This is a genomic window from Saprospira grandis str. Lewin (assembly GCF_000250635.1).
Taxonomy (GTDB): Bacteria; Bacteroidota; Bacteroidia; order Chitinophagales; family Saprospiraceae; genus Saprospira; species Saprospira grandis.
The window spans coordinates 212,070-228,053 of sequence record NC_016940.1; the positions used below are offsets into that span (position 1 = coordinate 212,070).

8 protein-coding genes and 1 pseudogene are annotated in these 15,984 nt (G+C 45.8%); 2 read left to right on the forward strand and 7 right to left on the reverse strand.

The features are described from left to right. Positions 1 to 136 precede the first annotated feature (136 nt). A complete protein-coding gene (locus SGRA_RS00960) occupies positions 137 to 9,907 on the reverse strand; it encodes a T9SS C-terminal target domain-containing protein (protein WP_014373214.1) in 9,771 nt (3,256 codons plus the stop codon). Between the two features lie 130 nt (positions 9,908 to 10,037). Here SGRA_RS00960 and SGRA_RS00965 point away from each other — a divergent pair, with 130 nt between their 5' ends. Then, a complete protein-coding gene (locus tag SGRA_RS00965) occupies positions 10,038 to 10,463 on the forward strand; it encodes a hypothetical protein (RefSeq protein ID WP_014373215.1) in 426 nt (141 codons plus the stop codon). A gap of 262 nt (positions 10,464 to 10,725) precedes the next feature. Here the strand turns inward: SGRA_RS00965 and SGRA_RS00970 are convergent, their stop codons facing one another. From SGRA_RS00970 to SGRA_RS00985, 6 genes and pseudogenes are all read right to left on the reverse strand, one after another. Further along, positions 10,726 to 11,421 carry a hypothetical protein gene (locus SGRA_RS00970; RefSeq protein ID WP_041329426.1) on the reverse strand — a complete coding sequence of 232 codons (696 nt, stop codon included), beginning with the start codon at positions 11,419 to 11,421 and terminating at the stop codon, positions 10,726 to 10,728. 510 nt (positions 11,422 to 11,931) lie between these two features. Beyond that, positions 11,932 to 12,300: a hypothetical protein gene (locus SGRA_RS00975; protein WP_014373217.1), complete on the reverse strand. Its 369-nt coding sequence runs from the start codon at positions 12,298 to 12,300 to the stop codon at positions 11,932 to 11,934. Between the two features lie 3 nt (positions 12,301 to 12,303). Next, on the reverse strand, positions 12,304 to 12,426 hold the full coding sequence (locus tag SGRA_RS24240; protein WP_281045844.1) for a hypothetical protein: 123 nt from the start codon (positions 12,424 to 12,426) through the stop codon (positions 12,304 to 12,306). Positions 12,427 to 12,513: 87 nt separating this feature from the next. Then, entirely contained in the window at positions 12,514 to 12,657 is a 144-nt protein-coding gene (locus tag SGRA_RS23700) for a hypothetical protein (protein ID WP_014373218.1), read from the reverse strand. 148 nt (positions 12,658 to 12,805) lie between these two features. Beyond that, a pseudogene (locus tag SGRA_RS00980) lies at positions 12,806 to 14,002 on the reverse strand (IS256 family transposase). 482 nt (positions 14,003 to 14,484) lie between these two features. Next, positions 14,485 to 15,492 carry a long-chain-fatty-acid--protein ligase gene (locus SGRA_RS00985; protein ID WP_014373220.1) on the reverse strand — a complete coding sequence of 336 codons (1,008 nt, stop codon included), beginning with the start codon at positions 15,490 to 15,492 and terminating at the stop codon, positions 14,485 to 14,487. Positions 15,493 to 15,510: 18 nt separating this feature from the next. On the opposite strand from SGRA_RS00985, the gene SGRA_RS00990 reads away from it, so the two are divergent. Further along, entirely contained in the window at positions 15,511 to 15,975 is a 465-nt protein-coding gene (locus tag SGRA_RS00990) for a hypothetical protein (protein ID WP_014373221.1), read from the forward strand. The last annotated feature ends 9 nt before the right edge of the window (positions 15,976 to 15,984 follow it).

A 15,984-nucleotide genomic window follows, 5' to 3' on the forward strand; every position in this document is an offset into this window, starting at 1 on the left:
GACCTGCGAGCCCTGAAACGTAGCGCCCGCAGCTTGCTGCGGGAGGCCCCAAAAAAAATATATCATTAGTCTGTTTTTGGGCATAAAAAAAGACCACTACAAAAGCGTAGCGGTCTTTTTTCTGTTGGCTGTAGGCCTATCGATGAATAATAATATATCCGGTAGAGGGGTCAGTGCCGTCTCCATAATCTAGGACATAGAAATAAGTACCATCGGGTAGGTCGGCGCCCTTGAACTGGCCATTAAAGCCGGTAGGTTCGCCTTCATAGACCATATTGCCCCAACGAGAGTAAATGCGGATTTGCATATTGGGATACTCTTCATCGCAGACGATAAAGATTTCGTCATTGATTCCATCGCCGTTTGGAGAAAGACCATTCGGCATGAGGCAGCGCTCTTCATATTGGATATCGAGGACCACTAGGGCCGTATCACAGATGGTGGGACAAGTGGCGTCACAGACCTCATAAGTGAAAGAATCGATACCAAAATAGAGGCGATCGGGCACATAATCAAAGGTATTATTCGCATTGATTGTAGCGATTCCGTTGAGTGGCGCATTCACCAACTGAACGCTAGCATTTGGTCGAACGGCATCATTGAGCGTCACATCCATTCCCGTGATCGAGTCGCGGAAATTGAGTGTAAAGGCATCATCTAGGGCATCGGGAGCGGGTTCATAGAGCACCTCAATACTATCTAGGCGAGAGGGGCAACCATTTTCCGTTACCGATAAACTATAGAACCCTTCAAGGGCATCGACCACCACCAACTGTCCCATAAAGGTCTGTTGCGTACTGCTATCGGCCAAGAACCAATTATAAACCGCAGTGGGGTTATAGATGGTGCTATCGGTCAATTCTAGGACATCATCCAAGCAAAGCGGCTCATTGAAAGACAAGCTAGGCGTTTGTGGAGTAGGAATAATGCTAGCCGTAACTGAACCAGTAGCGGTACAGCTATTTTGGTCGGTAACCGTAACCACATAGCTACCTGCGGCGGCTAGGCCCGCGGGGCTAATACTAGGTGTACCTAAAGTAGAGCTAAAGCCGTTGGGGCCCGTCCATTGGTAGGTATAAGTAGAAGCGGGATCCGCATTAGCATCTAGATCTAGGGTACTATCTTGGCAAGGCGTGCTTGCCAAAGGCGTAAAGGGTAGAGGAAGCGGATTAACGACTACGGCCAAGGGGGCGGCAGAAGTATCGCGGCAACCATCTACAGTAATAATCATCGTATAATCGCCAGAATTCACTGTATCGATGTTATTGATGATTAGGGTATCGTTATTTGGACCAATAGAAGTTCCATTAAAGAACCACTGATAGTCAAAGTTCGTCCCGCTATAATCGCCAGGATTATCGAGGGTAAACACAGCTTGGCCGGTAGCACAAAGCGGAGCATTTACGGCAATAACGGGAGGTGGCACTACATTCATATCTACAAACACACTATCGGTAGAAGAGCAACCGGGAGCGCCTTGCGGGCTAATCGTTACGATATAGAAGCCTTCATCGGCGGCCTGCATATTACTTCTAGTCGGGTTGGCTAAGGTAGAGCTAAAGCCGTTGGGCCCGGTCCATTGGTAATTGTAGTTAAAGCCAGTAGCTGGCGGGTTGGCAAAGAGCGTTAGGGTTTGGCCCTCACAAAGTGGGTCGTTGCTCGTGGGTTGTGGACCATCGAGGACCACCGTCACATCAGAGATACAAACACTAGACACGCCATTCACATCAATGGCTGTTACCGTAACCGGCACCACCCCAATATCGGCACAAGTAATCACTTGTGGGTTAATGAGTACGGTATCAATACCACAGGCATCATTGGTATTTACGCCTAGCTGTTGAGCCGTTAGGGTATCTACACCAGAAGCCGTGAGGTTAACCAAAATATTGTTACAGTTTACCACAGGAGCGGTTGTATCGACAATAGTCACAGCAGCATAACAAGTATCAGCATTACTGCTAAAGTCGTTAGCGATCACCATGACCGTATCTTGTCCAACATCTGCACAGCTATAGTTCACTCCAGTAGTAGAACCATTTACAGTATAAGAGAAAATGCTACAGTTGTCGCTGCTATTGCTCATATCGATTAGATCGACAGGGCGAACCGTTCCGTTTCCGCCATTATCTAGATAAAGCGTAAAGGCTTGGCAGCTAACCGTGGGGGCCAAATTATCTTCTACCGTAATAGTAGCCTGACAAGTTGAGGCATTCCCATTTGCATCAATGACTTCTAGCTGCACCTGATTGTTTCCGATATTGGTACAGTTGTAAGTAATGGCCGTTTGGCCGTTAATCGTATAGCTCAAAGGACCGCAAGCATCGGAAGAACCGTTATCCACGCTAGTAGCGGGAACCGTTACCGTACCGTTTGCATTCAATTGAACCGTAATATTTTGGCAGATCACCACAGGAGCGATATTGTCTTCTACAGTAATAGTAGCTTGGCAAGAGTCGCGGTTTCCGGCGGGGTCTACCACCGTCAGGGTAGCTACATTTTGGCCAGTATCGGCGCAGTTGAAGCTAACAGAGGGTTGGTTATTGATCAAGTAAGTAGTAATCGAGCAATTATCATTGCTGTTATTGTCAATCTGTACTGCAGCAATATTCACATTGCCGAAGCTATCCAATTGGGCCGTAATATTTCTGCAATTGGCTTGAGGAGCGATTGTATCGAGCACCGTAATTTGGGCCAAGCAGCTGGCAGTATTTCCAGAAGGATCGCTAGCGCGAATAGTATCTTGGAAAGTTTGGCCAATAGCGGAACAATCATATAGTCGTTGTGGCAAGCTATCGATGGTCCAAGAAAGGATACCACAAGCATCGTTTCCAGTAGCAAAATCTGTAGGCAAAACAGAAACATCTCCGTTGAGGTCCAGATAAACATTACCATTTGTACAGCTAATAGTAGGTAGGCTATTATCGACCACCGTCACATTAGATAGACATTGGCTAGAAGTTCCTTGGTCATCTGTTACCGTAAGTGTCACTACATTTACACCAGTATTACTACAATCAAAAGTGGCTTGAGATTGTCCGCTGATTTGGTAACTATTGATTCCACAGTTATCGGTAGAACCATTATCGAGGCTAGTAGCATCTACTGTGCCTTGGCCTGTTGTTGCATTTAGCGTGACCGTTACGTCTTGGCAAATCGCCACAGGAGCAATCGTATCGAGTACATTAACTTCAACAGCACAAATCGCCTGTAGATTAGAGGGATCCCTAACAGTTAGAGTGTCCTCGTTTAGGCCAATATTTTGGCAAGTATAGCTTTGTGCGCTGGTGTTGTTAATCAAATAGGTTTGGATGCCACAGTTATCATAGCTAGCGCTATCAATTGTTGCTGCGGCCACCTGTACAATTCCAGAAGAATCTAGATAGACATCTACTGGAGTAGTGGGACAAATCGCTACGGGAGCGATAGTATCTTGAACATTCACCACAGAAGAACAGCTACTGGGGTTACCACTAGAATCCTGTACCGTTAGGGTCACCAAGGTATTTCCAATATTAGTACAATCAAAAGTGTCCGAGACTTGTCCGTTGATCAGGTAAGTAGTTACTCCACAGTTATCGGTAGAACCATTATCTAGGTCAATTCCCTGAACTACTACCTGTCCGCTTGTATCTAGTTGCACTTGCACATTGAAGTTACATTGTGCATTGGGGCTGGTCACATCATTTACGGTCACTTGGGTGGTACAAATACTAAAGTTACCAGTAGGATCAGTTACTGTCAAGGTAGCCGTATTGTTTCCAATTTCAGAACAGCTATACTGATAAGAAGGCTGTCCATTGATTAGATAACTAAGTGGTGGTGCACAGACATCTGTACTGTTGTTATTGAGTGTACTTGCATTTACAGTAGCCAAACCGTTAATGGCATCTAAGTTAACAGAAAGTGTTGCTCTACAGTTGGCCACAGGCGCCGTTGTATCTCGAACAATAATTTCGGTAGAACAAGTACTAGAGGTTCCAGAGCTATCAGTTACCGTAAGGATTACGTTTTGGTTTGTTCCTGCATCGGTACAATCAAAGGTAAGCGCCGTTTGACCATTTAGCAAATAACTAGAAGGATCTAAGCTACAGTTATCGCTACTTGCGCTATCTGCCTGAGGAGCTTGGACCGTAGCCAAGCCAGTGTTTCCATCTAGGAAGGCCTCAAATGGAGCACGACAAATAGCATCGGGAGCCACCGTATCCAAAACCGTCAATTGTGCCTGACAAGTATCGCTATTACCATAAATATCGGTAGCCGTTAGGATAGCCGTGCGTAGGCCCAAACTATCACAAGTATAAATTTGGTTACTCGCTCCATTGATCGCTAAACTAACAGGACCACAGGCGTCAATAGATCCCCCATCAATCACAGAGGCTGGCACATTAACCAAGCCATTTTGGTCTACATAAACAGTAGCATTTTGACAAATCATAGTGGGCGGCAAAGTATCCTGAACCGCTACGTTGGCCGTACAGCTATTGCTGTTGCCACTAGGATCAAAAACTGTCAGTGTAACTGATACTGGAGCAGCAATATTACTACAGTTAAGTTGAGCAGGAGATACTAGCATACTATCAATACCACAGGCATCACTACTGTTATTATCAATAACAGCTGGATCAATCTGGGCCAATCCATTGGCATCTACATATACTGTCGCCGCCTGACAGCTTGCAATGGGAGCAGTAACATCCTCTACCGTAATGATAGCAGAACAAGTATCGCGATTACCACTAGAATCTATTACAACAATACTTGCCGTATTAGCACCTATTTGACTACAGTCAAAGCTGCGGCTAGCCGTACCATCATCAAAAAGAATAGAGTTGATGCCACAGTTATCAAAAGAACCGCCATCCAAATCGCTAGCGCCTACAGTAACATTACCCGCTGCATCTAATTGCACCGTAATAGGCTGACAAACCGCTACCGGAGGCATAGAGTCAAAAACAGTAACGTTGGCAAAACAACTTGCCTGAATATTAGAAGAGTCATAAACCGTCAAGGTCACAAACTGACTTCCAATAGCCGCACAGTCTAAAATCAAACTGTCTTGGTTGTTCACCTCAAAATAGGCTACTGCACAGTTATCGGTAGAACCATCATCCAATTGCTGAGGATAAAGCACCACCGTACCACTGCTATCCAACAACAACTGTACGTTCTGACAAGAAGCTGTAGGAGCTGTAGCATCCTGAATATTCAAGGTACTACTACAAGAATCTGTATTTCCATTAAAGTCTGTAGCATAAAGCGTAACCGTATTGGCCCCAATATGACTACAGTCAAAAGTATCCTGAGACAGCGCATAGTTCTGAATACCACAGGCATCATTAGAACCATTGTCTAAGGCAAAGTACTGAATCACCAACTCTCCGTTGTTATCCAAGTTGCGGAAGAGCGGCGTACGGCAAACCATTGTGGGCGGAAGAGTATCATGTACAGTTACCGTAGCCTGACAACTATCCTGTAGACCAGCCGCATCTTCTACGACTAAGGTTACTGTATTGCTACCAATCTCTAAGCAAGTATAGTCCACAAAAGAACTGCCGTTAATGAGATAGTTCACAATCGTACAGTTGTCATTAGATCCATTATCAACATCTGAAGGCAATACCCGAGCATCGCCATTGATGTCTAGATAAACATCTATGTTCTGGCAAATAGCAGTTGGGGCAATGGTATCAATAATGGTTACCGTAGCCTGACAAGAATCCTCATTGCCATTTACATCTGTAGCATAAAGCGTAAAGACATTGGGCCCCGCTACTGTACAGGTCACACTCACCGAAGCTTGACGGTTAATAGTCAAACTGAGTAGTCCACAGTTATCTGTTGTTCCATTATCAATATCTGAAGGCAAAATGGTCACACTACCATTCGCATCCAAATAAGCATTGATGTTTTGACACTGCATTGTTGGAGGCGTTAGGTCCTCTACCGTAATAATAGCCTGACAGCTGCTGCTCAAGCCCTGTCCATCTGTTACGCTAAGGGTTACCGTATCTTGGCCCAAACTGCTACAATCATAGCTCAAGCTGTTCTGCCCATTGATTAGGTAACTCAAGGTTCCACAGTTGTCCGTAGATCCAGCATCCACATCTATAGCCTGAACAGTAACTTGTCCAGTTACCGCATCTAGCTGAACACTAATGTTCTGACATTGAGCAACAGGCGCTAGGGTATCCAATACCGTCACCAAAGACTGACAGGTATCCGCATTTCCAGTAGAATCCGTGGCCACCAAAGACAAGAGGTTAGGACTACCCAGGTTGGCACAACTATAAATAACGGTATCCAAACCATTCAAGAAGCTCAAGGTCGGAGTACCACAGTTGTCATCACTACCATTGTCTACATCAGAGGTGCTCACCACCACTTGGCCGTTGTTATCCAAATAAGCCAAAATGTTTCTACAATCTGCAGTAGGAGCCAATTGGTCCGAAACGTTAATTGTCGCTACACAGCTGTCTATATTACCCGCTGCATCACGAACAATCAAGGTCACTGTATTTACCCCAATCTGACTACAGTCAAAGGTCTGAGAGTTGCTTCCCGATAGACTCACAGCCGTTACTCCACAGTTATCAGTAGATCCACCATTCACCTGAGCAGCCGTTACGGTAGCCGTACCACTACTGTTCAAGAAAATATCAATCGGACTATTACAGTTGGCCTGTGGGGCAATCGTGTCTCTTACGGTCACCTGTGCGGTACAGAAACTAACATTTCCAGCAGGATCTTCTACCGATAGCTGAGCATTTACGGTCAAGCCCGCCTGAGCACAAGTATAGGTAAAGCTTGGCTGGTTGTTGATGAGTAGGGTAATAGGACTACAGTTGTCTGAAGACCCCCCATCAATATCTACTGCATTCACCACAGCCTGACCATTCACATCCAAATATACCGTGATGTTCTGACAAAGCGCTGTAGGCAACTGATTGTCCTCTACCGTTACCGTAGCTGTACAAGTATCTCTATTTCCAGAGGCATCTTCTACAATCAATTGAGCACTATTGGTCCCAATATCAGCACAACCATAAGTTACTGAGTTGGCCCCATCAATAAAGTAATTCGTAATCGCACAGTTGTCTGTAGAACCGCCATCAATATCGGTCCCACTCACTACCGCCTGCCCTGTAGCGTTCAAGACCACCGTAATGTTTCTACAAATCGCATTAGGCGCAATAGTATCCAATACCGTAATCTGAGACTGACAGCTAGAAGGATTACCAGCAGCATCCGTGATTTCTAAGGTCGCTAAAGCAGGTACCCCTGTTAAAACCGTTAAGTTACCACAATTATACAACTGACTAGCCGCATTGTTAATGGTGCTATCTACAATTGCACAGTTGTCTCCACTAGCCGGGTCTATAATGTCTATAGGGTATAAGGTGGCTTCCCCATTCTGATCCAAAATAGCCGTGTCGGCCTGACAAAGCGCTAAGGGAAACTGATTATCATTAACGACTACCGTTGCCGTACAAGAATCTGCATTTCCCGCATTATCACTAACCACCAAGTTAACCGTATTTGATCCTAAATCATCACAATCAAAGGTAACTTGACCTGCTCCATTGAGCTGCAAGTTGGTGGTTCCACAGTTGTCTGTACTTGCACTATCTATGGTCGTTGCCAATACAGCAACCTGACCAGAAGGATTCAAACTAACATTTAACGGCTGTGTTTGACAAATCGCTACCGGACTAATCGTGTCTAGCACGGTAATGTCTGCCTGACAAGAATCTAAGTTCCCCGAGGCATCCTCTACCAAATAAGATACTGTTTGTACCGCTCCTACCGCCGAACAATCAAAAGTAAGACTGGCCTGGTTGTTAATGTATTCATTGACAATACCGCAGTTATCCGATGAAGGCGCTCCCGTATTGTTTACATCTGCCGCATTGACAAGGACCTGACCCGAAGCATCTAGATATACCGTAATGTTCTGACAGTTGGCTACAGGAGCTAGCGTATCCAAAACAGTCACCACAGATTGACAAGAGTCAATGTTGCCCGAAGCATCTTCTGCTCTTAAAGTCACTGTATTTCCAGCCCCCAATTGCCCACAACCATAGTTTAAAGTCGCCTGCCCATCAATCAAAAGAGTAGGCGCAGGATCACAAACATCCGAGCTACCATTGTCTACATCTGTCGCAGCCAAACTAGCCTGTCCGTTATTGTCTAGATAAATGGTAGCGGGCTGGCAAATGACCGTGGGTGCTGTAGTATCTCTTACCGTAATCGTAGCCGTACAAGAGTCTAGGTTACCAGAAGGGTCGGCCACAAGAATAGTTACCGTATTGCTCCCAAGGTTACTACAATCATAATTTATTGTAGTTGCCCCCCCAGAATAACTAAAGCTCAAAGGAGAACCACTGTTATCCGTACTCAAAATACCTACGCTATCGGCCAATAAGGTCGCATTACCCGCAGGATCAAGATCTACTGTAAGGTTTCTACAAATGGCCGTAGGCGCTGTAGTATCCAAAACGGTCACCAAAGCCGAACAAGTGGCAGTATTAGTTCCCCCCTGCGCCGCAGACTGTGCCTCTACAACTGTCAAGGTCACATTATTCGGCGAGGCGGCAATATTGCTCGCATTATAGGTTACTGTTGTGGCCCCATCTACCTGATATTGCAACAGATTAGAAGGGGTGCAAATATCATTACTGCCATCATCAATAAAACTACCATCAATGGTTGCATTACCCGTATTATCTAAGTATACAGTAGTATCTTGGCAAAGAGCCGTAGGCGCAATCGTATCAAAAACAACAACTCTGGCCCGGCAACCATTAATCGGCCCAAAGGTCTGTACGTTTCCAGAAGGGTCTGGCGCCTGAAAGAAAATGTTATTGGTCCCTTTGTTCGAACAATCAAAGTTGCGAACTGGCCCAAAGGTAAAAGGAAAGTTCACCTGCTGAGAAACTAATTCATTGCTCACTCCACAAGCATCTGTAGCCACAATGGCCGCAGCCGCATCATAGGCCCCCACTCCCGTATTGTCCAAATAAATGGTGTCCCATACTGCCGGATAAGCCGTACAGGCATCAATAGTCGGTGGCGTAACATCCTGTACCGTTACATCAGTAAAACAAAAATCAGTATTGCCCAGTCGGTCCGTTAAAGTCATCTGTACCGTAACCGGCCCAGCCCCTACATCAGCACAACTAGCCGTAGCCGGAGAGAATACCGCCGACTGCAAATAACAAGTCGTATCCGATCCATTATCTACATCTATAAATTCATAGCTGTGGTTTCCACTAGCATCCAAAGCAACCGAAGCCGTAGCCTGACAAAGTGCCGCCAAACTACCCGGCGTACAAGCCGAAAGCTGAATACAAAGGTTCTCTACACAAACCGGAGAACTCCCCCCCCCATCATGAATGACGTTCAAGCTCCAACTCCCCGCAGGGTTCTCGCCCCAATATGCCGATAAAGGCTGGGCCGCTGCATAGGTTCCAGCAGCAGGAGTCGCCCCCTGTACCGCCCCACCAAAGGCAAAGGTCGTCACTAAGCTATTTACCGCCGTAGTTCCACTATAAGTAGATCCCCCCTGCGCCGCCGTCTGTACCAAACGTACCACGGTCCCCGTAGGAGAAACTAACTCAAAACCTATATCCGACAAATCAACTGTTCCCCCTACCCCACTTCCGCAGGCATTGGGCGCTACCGACCAGGTCAATTCTACTTCCACATCAGCAATCTGCTGACCCGGCGCAAAATCTCCCGGAGAACTAAAAACAACAGCCCCAGAACTAGCCGTTCCAGAAGCTGTTACCGTATTTCCTGTTACACATCGCTGTACCGTTTGCCCCCAAACCGTAAGCGGTATGCTTACAGCAGACAGACAAAAGACCGCAAGAATCATTAACTGTTGTAAAGGTCTGTTACTCATATATTACTTAGGTTGCTTTTTTTAAATGGCATCTTTTCCTACCACTTTGCCGACAAATTTACAATAAATTTGTAGAATCCGCCCAATCTCTTTCGCTTGTTTAATTTATACTTATTTAACGCATCTTAGCATGAGTTTGCCGCCTCTCCCCCTTTTTTTCCTTTTCTTTTTCACCCTCCTCTCGGCCTGCCAAGCGCCCAAAACTACTGATACGAACAAAGCGCTCCTTCAGCTTTTTGAAGCCGAAAAAAATGGTCCCAAACATCAAGCAGACCGACGCCTCCTTCAATTTAAACATCTTTGGCAAAAAAGCGAATTAAATGACTCGCTCTGGCCCCATACTCTCGCTTTTGTGGTCTCCCAATATGGCCCAAAACAACTCTATAAATGGCGCCAACAAGATCCCCTCCTCCTCGCCCTTAAAGATAGCCTCGCCCAGCACCAACTCCTGCCCTACCAAGCTATACAATTAGCCAAAAAGGACTGGCCCTGCCTCCAAAATCTCTCCCCCAAAGAACAAAATTATATCCACCAAGCTCTCTTTAAAACTAATTAAGCCCCTCTGCAAAAAGAGCTTCATGTTCTTTTTTTGGGGGCCTCAGCTGCGGCTTCGCCTTGCGGCGCTACGCTTTGGGGCTCGCAGGTCTGCTCGGCCCTGCGTCGCCTTCGGCTCCTTGGTCTGGCCTGACGGCCACCCCGCCGCATCGCTAGGCCTGCGGCCCTTCGGGCCTGTAGGATGAATATAACTAAAAAGCCCCCGCTTCCATAATAGAAGACAGGGGCTTAGGTTTTCAACTTCCGCAGCTTTTAGACTGCATTTACTGAACCGATGGTTTTACCACAGGAGCAGTGCGAAAGTACTTGAGCTCATAAAAGTCAGCCACTTGCTTAATGTCTCGATAGTAATGAAACTCTAAACGAGCAAAACTTGCAAAAAGCCCCAAAGACAGCTCTTCCCGATGCTGCTCCAGTAAAGTAGAGTTGTTGCTATAGCTGTATTCTAGCCCCTGCTGCTCATCTCGGAGATCTTCTAGTTGCTGGCCATAAGCCGCTACGGTCCTGCCAAGCTGGACCAATTGAGGATCCTGCAATAGATTTCGCCCCAAGGTTTTAACCAACTGAATCCGATCGTCAAACTTAGCTCTGCTAAAAACAGTGCGCCCTTGCGGAAAAAAACTTTTGTACTGACGACTCTTGCTATCATAAATCATCTGAATCTCAGCAGCCCAACGACGAAGCATAGGCCCCGTCACTTCTCCTAGCAACTCCTTAAACTCTGCTGTTTTTGCATGATAAGCCGTACGCCCATCAATAGAACGTTCGTACTGCTCCAAAAAAGTAAGGTAGAAAGGCTCAAAGAAGGTCAAGATATCTTGAATAGCAGGATCTGTAGCCGCTTTGATTCGAAGCTTGCTCAAATGATCCGTAGCTAGCTGATACATTTTTTTGATGGACCCTCTCGTATCCGTATAAAAAAAGTTTCTAAGGGCTATCCAGTTTGGGGTTTGATACATAGGTGTATAATTATGGGGTACAAAAATATCACATCCTAAATATATCTAAATAATACTTCAATAGCAACTATTGGGTGCTGTTTAAAATTTTATACCTGCCCTTTTCTGCGCCTAGGGAGCTGCAGCTTAAAAGCCGCAGCCAATTTCGGAACAATTAAGCTAGATTTTGGCAGCCCCACGGCCTGCAGCTTAAAAGCCGCAGGACCTGAAAACAAAACCTACCCCTAACTCCTAAAAGCAGGGGCTTTTAAGCCGCTGCGGCGAGCAAAATGATGGCCAAACTAGATTGGCTGCGGCCTTTAGGCTGCAGGTACAGAGACTGTTTAAAGTTTTGTGTTTCTCCTCTTTGCTGCCTAGGGACAAGCCCCTAGGCTAGCTTTTTCAGACAGCCCTCTAAAGAGGGCCTTTGGATATGGCCCTTCTCTGCAGCAACTACTTAGCAAAGCCGTATATATCTGTCTTTAAGGCCCTTTAGGGCTGACTCCATTTGATTAGCCTAGGGGCTTGTCCCTAGGCGACTATTGGCCAAATTGCGAATAGCATCCCCCACTTTACAATTGCCGTTTCACAAATTGCGAAGGGCATACCCCACTTTACAATTGCCATTTCACAAATTACGAATAGCATACCCCACTTTACAATTGCCATTTCACAAATTGCGAATAGCATACCCCGCTTTACAATTGCCATTTCACAAATTACGAATAGCATACCCCGCTTTACAATTGCCATTTCACAAATTGCGAATAGCATAGCCCGCTTTACAATTGCCATTTCACAAATTGCGAATAGCGTACCCTGCTTTACAATTGCCATTTCACAAATTGCGAATAGCATAGCCCACTTTACAATTGCCATTTCACAAATTGCGAATAGCATACCTCACTTTACAATTGCCATTTCACAAATTACGAATAGCATACCCCACTTTACAATTGCCATTTCACAAATTGCGAAGGGCATCCCCCACTTTACAATTGCCATTTCACAAATTGCGAATAGCATACCTCACTTTACAATTGCCATTTCACAAATTACGAATAGCATACCCCACTTTACAATTGCCATTTCACAAATTGCGAATAGCATACCTCACTTTACAATTGCCATTTCACAAATTACGAATAGCATACCCCACTTTACAATTGCCATTTCACAAATTACGAATAGCATACCCCACTTTACAATTGCCATTTCACAAATTCCCAATAGCATCCCCCGCTTTACAATTGCCATTTCACAAATTGCGAATAGCTTAGCGCAACTGTAGGATGCCGTTTTGCAGCTGCAGAATAGGGCGTAAAGGTTTTGTTGGGGACTGTTCAGGATTTTGTGTATCAGAATAAAATTTGGTCAATAGAGACTAGGAGGCGAGTGGTAAAATTTAGATGACCCGGTCAGGGAAACAGACACAAAGCTGGCTGAAAACTTTGGTCCAACCAGCTCGTTTGACCTTCCATCGTTTTTGAATTTGCATAGCGGCTAAATAGATAGATTTTATGGCCGCAGCATCATTTGGAAATGAGCGTTTGTTATTGGTATATTTTCTCAGGCCAGCATTAAAGCCTTCAATAATATTTGTGGTATAAATAAGCTTTCTGATTTCTTGAGGATAGTATAAAAAGACAGTGAGATTGTCCCAGTTTTTCTCCCAAGATTTAATGATGTAAGGATAGCGATCACCCCATTTTTCTTCAAAATCTTGAAGCCGATTTCTGGCCTCAGCTTCATTAGGAGCTGTATAAATGAGCTTAATATCTTTGGCCACTTTTCTTCTATTAGAGGCTTCGACAACCTTCATAGAATTGCGAATTTGATGGACCACACAAATTTGATGAGCTGCCTGAGGAAAGACGGCCTCAACGCTTTGGTCCAAGCCAGCTAGATTGTCTGAGCAGATAAATAAAACATCCTTTACCCCTCTTGTTTTAATGTCATTCAAAGTTGTGGCCCAATTTGCAGCAGTCTCTTTTTCAAAGAGATACATGCCAATAATGTCTTGATAGCCTGCTAAATTAACCCCAAGTACAATCATACAAACCTTGCTTTTAATCTGCCCATCCTCTCTAATTTTATAGTGAATCCCATCAATCCAAAGAATCGCATACTTCTCATCAAGAACCCGATTTTGCCACTCTCGAATACTATCTAAGAGGCTATTGGTAATGGTTGTAATTTGACTCTTAGAGTACTGCTGCCCATAAATTTCATCCATATACTCTACTATATCAGACAGGCTCATACCTTTAGCATACAATAGTGTAATCACACTCTCTAGCTTAGCCGTCATCGACTTGTGTTTGGGGACCGTTACAGGGTCAAATTTACCCTCTCAATCTCTTGGTATTTCTATTTGTAATTTGCCACTTTCCGTCTTGATCTTCTTTGAAGAATGGCCATTTCTGCGATTTTCTCCTTGGACTTCTTCGCCACGAGCATACCCTAAATGCGCTGACATTTCTCCTTCTAACAAACTTTGAATTCCTCGTTTTTTGAGGTCATCTGTTAGCTTGTCTAGCTCCTCAATGTTCTTCACATCTCCTAGTAGGCGGTTTAATAACTCTTCTTGTTTCTTGTCCATAGCGGTACTTTTTTTCTAAGTAATTAAATTGATATTAAACCTCCTAATCTTTACCCCTTTTTTAGCCCATACACAAAATTTTAAACAGTCTCTTTTGTTGGGCTATTTGTCCTTCGGCCATGGCGGCTGCGCCGCTATCTGCAGCCTAAAGGCCGCAGCCAAGCTTGTTGGGCCATCATCTTGCTCGCCGCAGGAGCTTAAAAGCCCCTGCTTCCAGGATAGAAGGCAGGGGCTTAGGTTTTTCAGGACCTGCGGCTTTTAAGCTGCAGGCCAAGGGGCAATAAAGAGCTAGCTGATTGGATCCTAATCTGGCTGCGGCTTTTAAGCTGCAGCTATGGCCGAAGGCCAAACGGCCTAGCGATGCGAAAGGGGGCGGCGAAGCCGCAGACCAAGGCCGTCAGGCCGCAGGGCCGAGCAGACCTGCGAGCCCTGAAGCGTAGCGCAGCAAGGCGAAGCCGCAGCTGAGGCCCCAAAACATCCTCCTAGAGTTCTACCAACAGATTGCAACCTCTAAGATCCGACTGATCGAGGCGGCCCAAGACCTCAAAGCGCCCATCGGCATATTTTCGGCCTAGGTCGTCGGTAGCCATGAAGGCGCAGCTATCCAGATTGGCGAGGTCCACAATATTGACGGCCCCATTGCGCTGCGGCTCCCTATATATATGTAGGGGGTCGCTATGCTCACGGATATAAATGCCCATTTGGGCGGGGGGACTAAAAATGCCCTGCCCCAGAGAATAGGCCTGCGATAGAAGCTCGGTCATGCCATATTCCGAATGAATCTGCTTGACGCCAAAGGCTTGGCCCAAAATAGCATGCAGCTCCTCTCGCAAAATCTCCTTGCGGCGGCCCTTCATGCCCCCAGTTTCTAGCACAATATCTTGAGGGCCTAAAGGAAAGCCCCCAGCCTCGGCAAAATCGAGCAGGGCAAAGCTCACGCCCCAAAGCAAAACCTTTTCGCCGGCAGCCTTGGCCGCTTGCATCTGCCTGCGCAGCTCCTCTATATTATAGAGGTAAAAGCCGCTGCCCCTCTTGGCCTGCTTGAGAAAATGTTCGATCATATAGATTAGGGAAGAGCCCTGCCGCTCTAGATAAGAGGGCAAAAGGGCCAGAATGCGGTAATCGGAGAGCGGGCCATATTGTTCTTCAAAACAGCGGACCGATTGCTCTTCATAGCGGCTTAGTTCTCGAACAAAGTGCTGGCTGCGCTGCTGCCCTGTGGTCCCGCTGCTACTAAATACTTCTTCTTCGGCCCAATCCCCTGCCGCAATCCGCTGCGTTTTAAACAAAGAGATGGGCAAAAAGGGAATATCCTCTAATTGCTTTACGTTTTGGGGCTTTCGGCCCAAAAGATCTACCCATTGCCGATAGATCAAATTATGTGTATATTGATAGCGAAAAACCGCCAGGGCTACTTCGGGCAAATCAGGGGCCTGCATCTGCCCAATTGCGGTCCATAACTCCTCTCGCCAAGCATCGGCTGAACTCATAACTATTTCCTATTTTTTATGAAAGGATTTCTATTGCTTATCGCTTTTCTGGCCCTCTTTACGGCCTGCCAAAAGAACGACAACCTGCCTTCGGTGCCAAAAATAGAATTTCTAGGCTTTTCTAAAGAGAGTTTAGTTCAAAATGGCCAAGATTCTATACTACTTCGTTTTGCCTACCAAGATTTGGAAGGAGATTTGGGCTATGAATCAGGCGACAATATTTTTATCTACGACCCCAGAACGGGCCAACGGCTGGCCAGCTATCAGTTTCCGCTAGACCCCAACTCGCCCCAAACGCAGGAGGGCGAGCTGCAACTGATTGTCTACTCGGCTTGTTGTATCTACCAGGATACGGTCCCCAACTGCGGGCCACATCCTAGCGTCTTTAATGAAGACTTTTCTTATGAACTGCAATTGATCGATCAGGCGGGCCAAGCGAGTAATCGCCTGCTTTGCCCCCCCATTCGTTTGCTTTGCCAATAAACTAGCATT